This window comes from Gordonia sp. (in: high G+C Gram-positive bacteria), assembly GCF_049647785.1.
GTDB lineage: Bacteria > Actinomycetota > Actinomycetes > Mycobacteriales > Mycobacteriaceae > Gordonia.
Genome location: NZ_JBARYI010000066.1, coordinates 1 through 13412, shown reverse-complemented (window position 1 = coordinate 13412; position 13412 = coordinate 1). Strand labels below are relative to the sequence as shown.

Annotated in this window: 13 protein-coding genes; 4 read left to right on the top strand and 9 right to left on the bottom strand. The window is 62.9% G+C overall.

Annotated features, from left to right (window positions below; all coding sequences use genetic code 11):
• Positions 1-36: 36 nt before the first annotated feature.
• From thyX to WBA38_RS10320, 9 genes are all read right to left on the bottom strand, one after another.
• Positions 37-786, bottom strand: coding sequence for an FAD-dependent thymidylate synthase (thyX, locus tag WBA38_RS10360; RefSeq protein WP_424294546.1), 750 nt, complete (start codon positions 784-786; stop codon positions 37-39).
• A gap of 89 nt (positions 787-875) precedes the next feature.
• Positions 876-1640 carry an HAD-IIB family hydrolase gene (locus WBA38_RS10355; RefSeq protein WP_424294545.1) on the bottom strand — a complete coding sequence of 255 codons (765 nt, stop codon included), beginning with the start codon at positions 1638-1640 and terminating at the stop codon, positions 876-878.
• Positions 1641-1674: 34 nt separating this feature from the next.
• Complete coding sequence (locus tag WBA38_RS10350; protein WP_424294544.1) at positions 1675-2598, bottom strand: hydroxymethylglutaryl-CoA lyase; 924 nt, start codon at positions 2596-2598, stop codon at positions 1675-1677.
• Positions 2595-3815: a CaiB/BaiF CoA transferase family protein gene (locus WBA38_RS10345; protein WP_424322653.1), complete on the bottom strand. Its 1221-nt coding sequence runs from the start codon at positions 3813-3815 to the stop codon at positions 2595-2597. Before WBA38_RS10345 ends, WBA38_RS10350 begins: the two co-directional genes overlap by 4 nt.
• Before the next feature lie 9 nt (positions 3816-3824).
• Complete coding sequence (locus WBA38_RS10340; RefSeq protein ID WP_424322662.1) at positions 3825-5069, bottom strand: winged helix-turn-helix domain-containing protein; 1245 nt, start codon at positions 5067-5069, stop codon at positions 3825-3827.
• Positions 5070-5077: 8 nt separating this feature from the next.
• Positions 5078-5806, bottom strand: coding sequence for a class I SAM-dependent methyltransferase (locus WBA38_RS10335; RefSeq protein WP_424293645.1), 729 nt, complete (start codon positions 5804-5806; stop codon positions 5078-5080).
• Between the two features lie 12 nt (positions 5807-5818).
• Entirely contained in the window at positions 5819-6256 is a 438-nt protein-coding gene (locus WBA38_RS10330) for a hypothetical protein (RefSeq protein WP_424293646.1), read from the bottom strand.
• 87 nt (positions 6257-6343) lie between these two features.
• Positions 6344-6832, bottom strand: coding sequence for a dihydrofolate reductase (locus WBA38_RS10325; protein ID WP_424293647.1), 489 nt, complete (start codon positions 6830-6832; stop codon positions 6344-6346).
• A gap of 19 nt (positions 6833-6851) precedes the next feature.
• Complete coding sequence (locus WBA38_RS10320; protein WP_424293648.1) at positions 6852-7658, bottom strand: thymidylate synthase; 807 nt, start codon at positions 7656-7658, stop codon at positions 6852-6854.
• Between the two features lie 118 nt (positions 7659-7776).
• Here WBA38_RS10320 and WBA38_RS10315 point away from each other — a divergent pair, with 118 nt between their 5' ends.
• The 4 genes from WBA38_RS10315 (at position 7777) to WBA38_RS10300 (ending at position 13299) form a co-directional block, all read left to right on the top strand.
• Positions 7777-9000, top strand: coding sequence for a PucR family transcriptional regulator (locus tag WBA38_RS10315; protein WP_424322652.1), 1224 nt, complete (start codon positions 7777-7779; stop codon positions 8998-9000).
• Between the two features lie 142 nt (positions 9001-9142).
• The gene (locus WBA38_RS10310; RefSeq protein WP_424293651.1) at positions 9143-10648 is read left to right on the top strand and encodes a long-chain-fatty-acid--CoA ligase; all 1506 of its coding nucleotides are present in this window, start codon (positions 9143-9145) and stop codon (positions 10646-10648) included.
• Positions 10649-10651: 3 nt separating this feature from the next.
• Entirely contained in the window at positions 10652-12349 is a 1698-nt protein-coding gene (locus tag WBA38_RS10305) for a PHA/PHB synthase family protein (protein ID WP_424293652.1), read from the top strand.
• A gap of 8 nt (positions 12350-12357) precedes the next feature.
• A complete protein-coding gene (locus WBA38_RS10300) occupies positions 12358-13299 on the top strand; it encodes an alpha/beta fold hydrolase (protein ID WP_424293653.1) in 942 nt (313 codons plus the stop codon).
• The last annotated feature ends 113 nt before the right edge of the window (positions 13300-13412 follow it).

Sequence of the window (13412 nt, the reverse complement as noted above, 5' to 3'; positions counted from 1 at the left end):
CGCTCACGCTACCTTCTGACACGGATAATGCAGCGATCAGCCCTCAAAAACGAAGGGCGAAGTCGCCACTTCGCTGCCGTCGGCGAGTTCGCTGATTTCGAAGTCTCCGAACGCTGTCGGTGCGGCCTCGCGCAGTTGCCGAAGACATTCGATCGCGAGTTGACGAATTTCGACGTCCGCGTGCTCGGTGGCTCGCATCCCGATGAAGTGTCGCCATGCCCGAAAGTTGCCGGTGACGACGATGCGAGTCTCGGTCGCATTCGGCAGTACCGAGCGTGCTGCCTGTCGTGCCTGCTTCTGCCGGAGGATGGCGTTGGGGACGTCAGCGAACTTGGCTTCCAGGCCAGCTAGGAGTTCGCTGTAGGCCTCGCGGGCGGCGTCGGTCGCCTTGATGAAAAGCCCTTCAAGTTCGTCATCTCCTCTGATCGCGGGCGGTGCCACCACATTGGAGTCGTGTTCGGGCACAAACCGCTGCGAGAGCTGCGAGTACGAAAAGTGTCGGTGCCGGATCAGTTCGTGTGTGCACGACCGCGAGATCCCGGTGATGTAGAAAGTGCAGGTTGCGTGCTCAAACAACGAGGTGTGGCCCACTTCGAGAACGTGCCGCAGGTACCCGGCGTTGGTGGCTGTGCGCGGGTTCGGTTTGGCCCAGCTCTCGTAGCAGGCACGACCGGCAAATTCGATGAGCGCTTCGGCACCGTCCGAGTCCGTCTCCCAGTCGACGGCCGGAGGCATGAACTGCGTTGCCGCAACCAACTGAACCTTCAGTGGCACCAATTCAGACAAGTCAATTCCTCTCAGACCGGACGGGTACTGCTACATCCGTACTTTGGGCCCACATATTGGGCCCAAAGTACGGATGAACGCTAGCGGGACTAACGACGAACGATGGCTCCGAGTTGGGCGTATGTGTCTTCCCAGCCGTGAACGTGGATCGAGTCGATGCCCAGGTCAGCGACGGGACGGTCGTTGCCGCCTTCGTCGAGCCGGTCGCCGAAGAACAGGATGTCGTCGAGGTTGAGGCCGACGATTTCCATGAGTCGACGCGCGCCGTAGGCCTTGTCGATGCCCTTGGCGGTGATGTCGACCGATGTCGAACCACCGCTGCGAACTTCCAGGTCCGACAGTCGTTCGGCCGCATAGACGCGAAGCGATTCCTTCTTGCGGCCGTCCGGGTCCCACGCGGCCTTGGCGTCGACGGGTGCGGCCTGTCCCAGCGCGGAGAAGGTGACCTGGCTACCGCGATCCTCGAGGATCGGACCCCACGTCTTCTCTTCCCATAAACCGAGGCTGCGGGCACCCTCTTCGACGACGCTCATCGCGCGGGACTTCTGATCTTCGGAAAGGTCTTCGGCGTACACCGTCTCCCAGTCGCTGCCCGACCACCGAATGTAGCGAGTGCCGTTGGTCGGCATCAGGTGCAGGTTGCCCCGGTCCGGGAATTCGCCCAGCCGATCAAGGACCTGCGACTGGAACTGGCCGTACTGACCACCGGAAATGATGCAGGCCATGCTGTCGGCCAGCAATTCGCGGAACAGGTCGACCATCTCGTCGCTCATCGGCGTCTTCGACGGCGCAAGCGTGTCATCGAGGTCGAACATGACGAGCTGATAGGTCTTGCCGTTGTGCGTGACAGACAACTGTCCACCCTTCCTTTGGTATGCGGGTGGAAGTCTACTGTTCCCCGATCACCCAGGCGAAAGCGTCCGCCTTAGACCTCGCGCCCTGCGCCGTCCGTGACCGCGACTGCTCGTCAACCCGCGTCAGGAGCTTCTCCCCTGCCTTCACCAGGTCGGCGAGGACGTCCGGCGTCAGATAGTCGGGGCGGGTCGCAAAAAGCAGGTCCTCGCTGGCCGTATTACCGCTGGCACCGGGCGCGAAGGGGCAGCCGCCCAGACCGCCGAGCGCGCCATCGACCACTTCGGCACCGCCGTCGGCAGCCGCCAGGGAGTTCGCGACACCCATCCCCCACGTGTCGTGGCCGTGGAATACAAGCCGACGGTCCTTTGCTTCGATGGTCGAGAACAGTTCCCGAACCTCGCTCGGGTATGCCTGGCCGAGGGTGTCGGCCAGGACCACATCGTCAGCACCCGCCGTCCGCGGATCGGCGACAATCCCGCGGACCCGATCTGGATCCACGGGACCGTCGAACGGGCACGTAAACGACGTGGCGAGGGTCAGCTGGATTCGCCCACCGACCTCTTTCGCGATCGCGATCGCCTCCGGCATGGCCGCCACGCTGTCTTCTGCGGTGCGGCCGATATTGGCTCGGTTGTGCGCATCCGAAACCGACAGGCAGTACTGAAAGTTCCGCACGCCCGCGGCCGCTGCCTTCGCAACGTGACGCGGAGTAGCGACCCACACCCAGCAGTGCTCAAGTTCTTCCGGCGTCAACGCGGCGACGATGTCGAGACTGCCAGCCATCGGCGGCACCAGATCCGGGCGTGCCATGGAACCGATCTCCAGTTCTGGAATCCCGGCGGTCAGCAAAGTGCGAACAAGGTCGACGCGCACGTCAACGTCGAGAACCTTGCCCGTCAATTGGAGCCCGTCGCGCAAGGTCACATCGCGGAGGGAAACGCGGGAATAGTCGGTCATTGCCCGTCCCTATCACTCAGGAAACGCTTCCGGATCTCGTCCGTGTGCTCGCCGAGATCGGGTCCGACCGACCGGATCGGCAACGACTGCCCGCCAAGCACCGGCACAATGCCGGGGAACGCGACGCGGGTGGGCTCAGCCCCACCGGCATCAACGTGGAACTCCTGAATCATGTTGCGCGCCTTGTACTGCTCGTCGCCGACGATATCTGCGGCCGTATAGATCGGTCCGGCCGGGACCGCCGCTTCATCGAGCACGGCGAGTACTTCTGCGCGCGAGCGCGTACCCGTCCACGCACCGATCGCGTCATCGATCTCATCGCGCCGTCGCCAACGACCATCGTTGTTGGCAAGGTCGGGATCGTCGGCAAGATCGTCCCGTCCGATGGCACGCATGTAGCGCGGGAAGATCGCGTCGGCGTTACCTGAGATCACCACCGAACTGCCGTCCACGCACAGGTAGCCGTTCGACGGCGCGATGCCCTCCATCCGTCCGCCGGTGCGTTCGCGCTTCACGCCGTACGCCCCGAGGTCGGGCACCAGCGACTCCATCATCGAGAAGATCGCCTCATTCAATGCCACGTCAACAATGCGGTCCGCCAACGGTAGCGGCCTATCTTCGGTGTCGCGGATACGGAGTCGCTCGTAAAGGGCCATGACGGCACCGAACGCCCCATACAGTCCGGCGATGGAATCCCCGATCGAGACACCGACCCGCACGGGCGGTCGGTCCGGGTCACCCACTAGTTCGCGGAATCCGCCGTACGCCTCGGCGACGGCGGCAAAACCCGGACGCTCCGAGTAGGGCCCTGTCTGGCCGAACGCCGAGATCCGCACGAAGATCAGTTCCGGGTTGGCTTCGCTGAGCTGTTCGGGACCGATCCCCCACTTCTCGAGGGTCCCCGGACGGAAATTCTCGAGAACCACATCGCACTGTGCCGCAAGGGTCTTCACGTCCTCGCGGCCTTCCTCGGTGCGCAGGTCGAGGACGACCGACTTCTTGTTTCGATTGATCGTCCGAAACAGCATCGAGGTGTCGCCGTCGTACAACCGCCAGTTGCGTAGTTCGTCGCCGCTCTCACGTTCAATCTTGATGACTTCGGCGCCGAAATCGGCGAGCATGCGCCCGGCGGTGGGTGCGGCGATGTAGTTTCCGAGCTCCAGCACACGGACGCCATCGAGCGGCAGATGCGGCTTCCGGTCCATCTTGGGATCCATGACTCCACCCTATTGTGTTGCCGCAGCGCGCAAGTGCGGACCGAGCTCCCCTTTGTCGATTACGTCGACGGCACTCAACCCTCGCCAGTGCGCCAGCTTGGCCAGGTCTGCGGTCAATGACCGTGCGACTTCGACACGATCGACGCCCGGCTCCACATGCGCGGACAGTACGCGGAGAACGCCCGCTGCCCGATCTGCTTTGAGGTCGACGCGTGCGACGAGATCCTCGCCCATCAGGTACGGCAGCACGTAGTAGCCGTGGATCCGCTTGTGCGCCGGAACATAAATCTCGATGCGGTAGTGGAAGCCAAATAGCCGCTGAGTGCGTGGGCGGAAGAAGACCAGCGGATCGAAGGGCGATAGAAGTGCGGAGGCGTCCACCGTCTTGGGCACTCGCGCGTCTCGGTGCAGATAGCCAGTCTCGTCCCAGCCTTCGACCGTGACCGGCTGCACCACACCGACGTCGACGAGGTCAGTTACCACCTCCCGAACCTCGGCCGCCTTGAGTCGGTAGTAGTCGGCTAGGTCGGCCACAGTCGCAATCCCGTGGGCGGCGGCGGCCCGCGCGACAAGTTCGCGGTGCGCATCTCGTCGATCGACCGTGACGCTCAGGCGTTCGGGTCCGACTACCCGCTCGGCGAGATCGTAGAACCGGTGAAAGTGTTCACTGCGAACGGCCGATAAGGTGCCGGACGCGAAGAGCGCCTCGCACAGGTGCTTGACCTCGCCGCGGGTCCACCACGACCCACGTTCACTCTTCGACCGCACCACCCCGAGTACCTCTTCTATATCGCGCGGCATCATCGGGCCACTTTCAGCGATGACGGCAAGCACATCATTCGCTTGCGAGCGGTTGCGCTGCAAGATTTCTCGAGTATGACGATAGCGACCGTCGCGGTACTCATCCATGCGCCAGCCAAACAGCGGCCAATCGTCGACCGGAATCAAGGCCGCCTCGTGCGCCCAGTACTCCACCAGCAGACGTGGCCTGCGTGCCGTTGGACGCCAGGCCGCACGATCGAGGAGGTCGGGATCGTACGAACCGAGCCGCGAGAATGCGGGCAGGTAGTGCGCGCGGGCCAAGATGTTCACCGAGTCCATTTGGAGCAGCCGCGTCCGATCGACGACCCGCTTCAGATGCGTCCGCGTCGGCTCTCCGGCGGGTCGTCTATCGATAAATCCCTGTGCGGCGAGCGCAATTCGACGAGCCTGCGACCCCGAGAGGTCCCCAACTCCGGGACTGTGCGACCTGATTAGCCCACTCACAAGATCTGCCCAAGCAGGATCGTGACTGGCCAGCGGACTGGGCGTCGCTGCGCTCCCCATTGAGGCTGCAAGTCAGTTGCGAGGCGATCGACGAGGTCGGTGACCCCGGCTTCGCGCGCTCGACGCACCGCAGACCAAGTATTGAGATAGCCCACGAAATCAGCGAGGGTCCACGATCGTTCAATTACCACGGAGGGGGCCTCGATCCGCGGAAAGGGAAAGTCGAGGTCGGCGTACGCGTTATCAACGTGACACCGCTCCGGCGGCCAGTACGGTCCAATCTCGTCACGGTAAAAGCGAGAAAAGCGCGCGGTCAGGTCATCGTCCAGCACGACGACGCCGTAGGTGATTAACGCGATAATCGCATCTGCGGCGGCGATCCGGCGCACCTCGCGGTAAAACGCCGGAAGGTCGAACCAGTGCGCCGCCTGTGCGACGGTGATCAACGATGCTGCCGAGTCCTCAACGTCCAAACGGTCGGCCGTCCCGACCCGGTAATCGATGTTGGCGGCGGGCTGTGCATGCCGTATTTGGTCCTCCGACGGGTCCAGACCGATAACTGTGTCGAACGCCGAGCTGAGCATTGCCGTGAGCTGCCCAGTACCGCAACCCACGTCGACGGCAAGATCGGTTGTCGGGACTACGGCTAGGAGGGCATCGACCAGCCCAGTCGGGTACGTCGGGCGATGCGCGGCGTAGTCGTCACCGTTCTCAAACCAGCTCATCGGCCCATTCGATCAGGAAGACTCAGAAGTTGTCCGCGCGGCCCCGGGTTCAAGTTTCGGGTGGGCACCCGGCGCCCGAGACCACCGGTCTCCGCGCACGTCAGTGAAGACGACGTGCGGGGTGCCTTCGGCAACATCTGTGGGTCCGCGGCTGTGAAGGCCCGGCGGGAGGTGTGACCACTCCGCGATGGTGTTCTTGCCGTCGTGAACACGTACTCCATGCAGCGAGTGGCCGGACCCATTATTGACATGGACATTGCCGTCGTGGACCCACACTGACACGCGGTCAACGTGTTCGCGTCTTCGAGCCTGGGCCTCGTACGCCTCCCTGGTCTTTCGCGCACTGCGTTCACGGTGAATTTGCCAGAACGCCACGGTGAACGCACCCAACGTTCCCAGCGAGCCGACCCACGTGGCCCAATCGCCAATCTCGAGCTCAAGATTCAGCACCTCTACTCACCCTCCTGACGACCCGACCATAGCGGACGACGACGACAATCTCGACCGCATCATTGCAGGTGAGACTGATCGAAGGAGTCAGCGTCGAAGGTAGTCGACGAAGCGGTAGATGGTGCCGGTCGACGAGTACAGCCAGTCCCCGACCGATACCGCGGTCCAGCGGTCCGGATCGACCGGCGGCGCGAACGCATCCGCGCCTTCGACAAGGACATCGATCTCCGTAACCCGGAGGTGAGTCGCCAAGTCCATGGCCGCGGCATAAATCTGGCCGCCACCGATCACTGCTGCCACATGACCGGCCGCCGCGAGTGCCGAGTCCAGGCCATCGGCAATCTCCGCGCCATCGACCTGATAGTCAGCGGTGCGGGTGATGACAATGTTCCGGCGTCCGGGAAGTGGGCGGAACGAAGCGGGCAGTGACTCCCACGTTTTACGACCCATGATCACCGTGCCGTTCCCGGTGATCTCCTTAAAATGCTTCATGTCTTCCGGGACGCGCCACGGAATGGTCCCGGCTTTACCGATGGCGCCAGCACGATCCTGCGCCCAAACCAATGCGATGCTCATGTCAGCCTCCTAACGCGCGTCAAACAGCAACCGGCGCCTTGATTGCCGGGTGCGACTGATAACCGACGACCTGGAAATCGTCGAAGTCGTAGTCGAAAATTGAGTCGGCCTGGCGCAGTTCCAATGTCGGGTATGGCAACGGATCGCGCGAGAGTTGTTCACGCACTTGATCGACATGGTTGTCGTAGATGTGGCAGTCGCCGCCCGTCCAGACAAAGTCCCCGACCTCCAGGCCTGCTTGCTGCGCCATCATGTGCGTGAGCAATGCGTACGAGGCGATATTGAAAGGCACACCGAGGAACAGGTCCGCACTGCGCTGATACAGCTGGCAGCTCAGCTTGCCGTCGGCAACGTAAAACTGAAAAAAGGCATGACACGGTGGCAGCGCCATTTGCGGGATCTCGCCAACGTTCCACGCCGACACAATGTTTCGCCGCGAATCGGGGTTGGTGCGCAACGTCGCAAGGGCTGTTGCGATCTGGTCGATGTGCTCCCCCGAGGGGGTCGGCCAGTTGCGCCACTGCACGCCATAAACCGGTCCGAGTTCGCCTTCCGGGGATGCCCATTCATCCCAAATGCTGACGCCGCGCTCTTGCAGCCAACGCACGTTGGAATCACCGCGCAGAAACCACAACAGTTCGTAGATGATCGACTTCAGGTGCACCTTTTTGGTGGTGATCAGCGGGAAGCCCTCAGACAGATCAAACCGCATCTGATGGCCGAAAACACTGCGGGTTCCGGTGCCGGTCCGATCGGCTTTCGGCGTACCTGTCTCCATCACCTGACGAAGCAGATCCTCATACGGGGTGGGAATTGGCTTACTCACGCCGTCGAGTCTACTGACGAAGCACCATCGCACACCCCACCGCGCCGATCACCCGGCCGAACACGCCCGGCTAGCCATTTCCCAGCATCAAGACGTGGGCACCGGGGACAATCGAGGAGTGTCCCCAGTTTCGTCGCGGTCTGCCCGCTCTCCGGAACCACCCGCGGTCGTTGCGGAACTCGCCCGACTGGGTGAAGTCCTGTCCTCGCGTCTCGACCTGTTGGTTGACCGAGTCACCAAGGCCATCAAATCCGAGATCGACTACTACTCCAGCTCGGGCACCGTCACCAGCGAGTTGACCGCCAGCGTCGTCCGGGCAAACCTGAACGACGTGATCTCCGGCATCGTCGGCGACGAAGACTTCGTGACCGAGTCCGCTCGCCGGACCGGAGCCTCCCGCGCCGAACTCGGTGTGCCGTTGCCGGCCTTAATGCACGCCTACCGCATTGCATTTCAAGACCTGTGGCGCGAGCTCCGGACCATCGCCGAAGCGGACCGATCGTTCTCGCGGCACGCGGTACTTGCCGCGACCGAGCGAGTGTGGAACGCGTACGACACCTTTACCCGCGAGGTCGCGGACGCCCACCGCGCCCACACCACCGAGCAGATCCTCGACGACGCCGCCGAACGGGCCGCTCTCACCGAGCACCTCTTGGAAGGACGCATCGCCTCGCGCACCACACTGTGGGAAATTGCGGCGCTGCTGCGGCTCCCCACACGCGGTCCCTACATGGTGGTCGCCGCCGCCACCGACGGAATCGGCAAGCAGCCGCTCCCCACCATCGAAAGCCAACTGCGCGGGCTGGACGTCTACTCGGCATGGCGGCTGCTCCCCGGCGAGCAGATTGGGCTCGTGCATGTTCCAACGGCCGAGCATCGCCGCCAAACCCTCAATCTGTTCGCCAGACTCACCCCCGGGCGGATCGGCGTCAGCGCACTGTTCGACGATCTCTTGGAGACCGCTTCGGCGTTGAAGTTCGCCCGACTGGCCCGGCACGCCCCCGGTTCCGGGGTCACCGAGTTCGACGGTTCGGTGCTCGGGATCGCTGCGGTCAGCACGCCAGAGGTCAGCACCGGTCTGGCAAAGTCGGTGCTGCACAATCTATACGCGCTCCCTGAAGAAGACCGAAAACCACTGTTCGAGACCTTTCGGGCCTGGGTCAACGCCGACGGCAATGTCAACGCCACCGCCGAAGAACTGTTTGTCCACCGCAACACCATCCGACACCGACTGCGTCGGATCGAGGAACTGACACTGCGATCGACATCGTCACCGCGAGAGGTGGCCGAACTGTGCCTCGCCTTCGAGGTCGATGCGCGATTAGCCGTCAACAAAGAGTGAACGGGCTTACACGCTCCCAAGCATTGTGCGTATGCACACCTAACCGGCCAGTACGTTAGCGTCCGCACCATAGGTAATGATCGAGGACGAGCGCACCATTGAGGAGAAGCAAAAATCTCCCCAAATTGGAAGCGAGCACCCCGTGGCGAACCTCAGCCTCAACCTGGTCGAAGCAGCCGGAGCACGACCCGATCAGACTGCGCTCAAGTGCGGCGATATCGCCATGACCTATGCCGAGTTCGACCAGGCCGCAGCCAAGGTCGCCACGTGGCTCAACGATCGCGGCATTCGCCCCGGTGATCGTGTCGGGCTCATGATGCCGAACGTCCCCGAGTTCGCAACGCTCTTTTACGGAATCCTCCGCGCTGGCGCGGTTGCCGTTCCAATGAACCCGCTCCTCAAGTCGCGGGAGATTTCGTTCTACCTGTCGAATACCACCGCGTCGATCCTCCTCGCGACCCCCACCTTCGCCGACGAGGCCAAGGCGGGTGCCGAGTCCGCGGGCGCGACATGCTTCCTCGTCGACGATGAACTACAGAAGGCCATCGACGCCGTCGCGCCGCAGGTAGCCCCGTACCCCAGCGCAGGCTCCGACACCGCTGTCATCCTGCACACGTCCGGTACCACCGGTAAGCCGAAGGGTGCCGAACTCACTCATCTCGGTTTGGTCAGCAACGCGGAAATCACTGCGCGCACCCTGATCAAGGAGACCTCCGACGACATCGTTATGGGTTGCCTGCCGCTGTTCCACGTTTTCGGTCTTACCTGTGGGCTGAACGCTGCTGTCACCGCGCAGGCCACGCTCGCCTTGGTTCCCCGATTCGATCCGGTCGCCGTGTTGGATTCGATCGCCGCAGATAAGGTGACCGTCTTCATCGGCGTCCCGACCATGTACTCCGCGCTGATCGCGGCACGCCGCCCCTCCGACGACACCAGCTCACTGCGTGTGTGCGTCTCCGGTGGCGCTGCACTCCCCGCTCAGGTCATCACCGATTTCGAGAGCATTTTCGACGCCATCATCTTGGAAGGCTACGGCCTGTCGGAAACGTCGCCAGTCGCCTGCTTCAACCACCCCCACCTCGAGCGCAAGGCCGGCACCATCGGCACCCCCATCGAGGGCGTCGAGATGCGCATCATCGGCACCGAAGGCAACGAAGTTGCGGTCGACGAGCCGGGCGAGATCCAGATCAAGGGCCAGAACGTCATGAAGGGCTACTGGCAGCTTCCCGAAGCGACCGCCGAGGCCATTGACAGCCAGGGCTGGTTCTCAACCGGAGATGTGGGCACCAAGGACGCCGACGGCTACTACCGGATCGTCGACCGCACCAAGGACATGATCATTCGTGGCGGAATGAACATCTACCCGCGCGAGGTGGAAGAAGTCCTGTACGAGCACCCGGATGTCGCAGCGGCAGCCGTCGTCGCTGTTCCCCACGAATCACTTGGTGAGGACGTCGGTGCCGCCGTCGCTCTGAAGCCAGGTGCCACCGTCACCGAAGACGAACTCCGCAATTACGTCAAGGAACGCGTCGCCGCCTACAAGTACCCGCGCCAGATTTGGTTTGTCGAAGCGCTCCCCACCGGTGCCACCGGCAAGATCATGAAGCGCGAGATCTCAGTCCCATCCGCAACGACTTCAGGTGTTTGAGCAATGACCATCGCACAAAACCAACATGCGGCCAACGAGATCGCCGCTCCCCTAGACCTGCTTCTCACCAACTCCACCAAGTCGTTCGCCGGTCGGATGGCACCGGTCGCGCCACTCGCCCGGTTTGGCCTGTCGTTGGCGAAGCAACCGGTGACACTCGCGGAGAGAGGTGGCGGCCTCGCGAAAGAACTCGGCAACATCGTTGCCGGGCGTTCCAACCGCGCCCCCGCCAGGTCGGACAAGCGCTTCAGCGATCCGGCATGGACTCATAATCCGGTGCTGCACCGCGTCGAACAGGCCTACCTGGCCGCGTCCGATACTGTGGAGCAGTTGTACGCGGCGGCCGATCTCGACTGGCGTGACGCTGAAAAGGTCCGCTTCGTTCTCGACAACATCATCGAAGGACTCTCGCCGACCAACAACCTGGCGCTTAATCCGCTCGGTTGGAAGGCGCTCATCGACACCGGCGGCATCTCCGCTTACCGCGGCTTTAAGGCATTCGTTCGCGACATGGCTTCCAAGCCGCGTGTGCCCGCCATGGTGGAACCCGATGCATTCAACGTCGGCGAAACCGTCGCCGCCACTAAAGGCACCGTGGTGCTGCGGACTCGGATGTTCGAGTTGATCCAGTACGCCCCGCGGACCAAGCAAGTCAGCGAAGTGCCGCTGCTGATGGTCCCGCCGGTGATCAACAAGTACTACATCATGGACATTGCTCCGAAGCGCAGCATGATCGAGTACTACGTGGCAGGTGGCCAGCAGGTTTTCGTCATTTCCTGGCGCAACCCAAAGGCCCGCCATCGCGACTGGGGCTTCGACGAGTACGGCCAAGCCATCATCGATGCGATCGACGCGACCCAGACCATTACCGGTGCCGACCAGACCAACCTTTCGGGTACCTGCTCGGGCGGCATCCTCGCCTCGATGGTCGTGGCGCACCTGTCGGCAATCGGCAAGGCCGACAAGGTTGCCTCGCTGTCGCTCGCCGTCACCGTGCTCGATCAGAATCAGGCGGGCTTTGCCGCGTCGATCAGTGAGCGCGCTGCCGAGGCCGCGATTCGCCAATCGTCGAGCAAGGGCTACCTGGATGGACGGGCGATGGCCGAGATGTTCGCTTGGCTACGGCCTACCGATCTGGTGTGGAGGTACTGGGTGAACAACTACATCCAGGGCCGACCACCAGCCGCTTTCGATGTCCTGTTCTGGAACGCCGACACCACCCGCATGACCGCCGCCCTGCACAAGGACATGGTCACGATGGCGATCAACAACGATCTGATCACCGCTGGTCAGGCCACAATGCTGGGCACGCCCATCGATCTCGGCACCGTCGAATGCGATTCGTACGTCATCGGCGGAATTGCCGATCACATTTGCCCGTGGCAAGCCACCTACCGCAGCGCCGCACTGCTCGGTGGCAAGGACAACCGGTACGTCTTGTCAACCAGTGGGCACATCGCGTCGCTGGTCAACCCGCCCGGCAACCCGCGCGCCTCGTTCCACACGGCGCAGGTAGACCATGAACTCGACGCCGACGAGTGGCTCAAGACCGCCGAGAAGCAGTCGGACTCCTGGTGGCCCGATCACCTTGCCTGGCTTGCCGCTCACGGTGGCGCAGAGGTCGACGCTCCGTCCGCCCTCGGCGCTGCAGGTTTCGAACCCCTCGCACCGGCCCCCGGCACGTACGTTCTTGAGGACTGATCAGGCTGATGACCACTGATACCGGAATCACCGAGAATACCGACCCCACAACGACTGGAGATGTCGTGCCCCCCTCGTCGCAGACAGCCGACATCGCTTCCGGCGACATCTATCTCGCCACCGGTGGCCAGCGGATTCGTATCCGGTACCGTCGCGGAATCGGCATTCCGCTCGTGCTGTGTAACGGGATCGGTGCGAGCCTCGAAGTGCTGGACCCCCTCGTCGAAAACTTGGATCCGAATCGGCCTGTCGTCCGGTTCGACGTTCCAGGCACCGGCGAATCTCCGACCTCGCCGCTGCCGTACGGATTTCCATATCTGGCATGGGTGCTGGGTCGGGTCCTCGACCGCCTCCACATCGGGGTTGTCGACATTTTGGGGCTATCGTGGGGCGGTGCGCTCGCGCAGCAGTTCGCGTTTCAGAACCCACGTCGATGCCGCCGGCTGATTCTGGTCGGCACCGGTACCGGTGCCATCATGGTGCCGGGCAGTCCCAAGGTGCTGTCGAAGATGTTGACGCCCAAGCGATTCAGCGATCCCGCCTACAGTGCGAAGATCGCAGGTGAACTGTACGGCGGCGTGGTCCGCAATAGCGGCCAGGATGTTGCCGAACTCTTCATTCGGCAGCTGCATGCCGGTTCGTTCAAGGGTTACGTGCACCAGTTGATGGCTGGGGCCGTGTGGACTTCACTGTTTGCACTTCCCACCATCCGTCAGCGGACATTGATTATTGCCGGTACTGACGACCCAATCATTCCGATGGTCAATGCCCGCATCCTCAAGACCGGTCTGCCGCGCCCCACCCTCCACGTCCACGACGGTGGCCACATCGATCTGGTGATGAACGCCGATACCTTCGGTCCGGTCATCGACGATTTCCTCGGACCGGCAAAACCCGCCAAGCGAAATTGGCGACGGACTGCAGACGTGAATCTCACGCCCGGCGGCTAACTGCCCGCCCGCTGACGAAAGGTCCCGAGCCCTCGCGGGGTGGCTCGGGACCTTTCGTCCCCCAACCGAAAAGACCTCGCGTGCGCGTTCTCGCATGATGCGTCGATTCCCGC

What these genes read in the sequence shown, in the direction of transcription:
- WBA38_RS10350 (WP_424294544.1), bottom strand. Translation starts at nt 2,598, where the DNA reads ATGACCGACTATTCCCGCGTTTCCCTCCGCGATGTGACCTTGCGCGAC.
- WBA38_RS10345 (WP_424322653.1), bottom strand. Translation starts at nt 3,815, where the DNA reads ATGGATCCCAAGATGGACCGGAAGCCGCATCTGCCGCTCGATGGCGTC.
- WBA38_RS10335 (WP_424293645.1), bottom strand. Translation starts at nt 5,806, where the DNA reads ATGAGCTGGTTTGAGAACGGTGACGACTACGCCGCGCATCGCCCGACG.
- WBA38_RS10325 (WP_424293647.1), bottom strand. Translation starts at nt 6,832, where the DNA reads ATGAGCATCGCATTGGTTTGGGCGCAGGATCGTGCTGGCGCCATCGGT.
- WBA38_RS10305 (WP_424293652.1), top strand. Translation starts at nt 10,652, where the DNA reads ATGACCATCGCACAAAACCAACATGCGGCCAACGAGATCGCCGCTCCC.
- WBA38_RS10300 (WP_424293653.1), top strand. Translation starts at nt 12,358, where the DNA reads ATGACCACTGATACCGGAATCACCGAGAATACCGACCCCACAACGACT.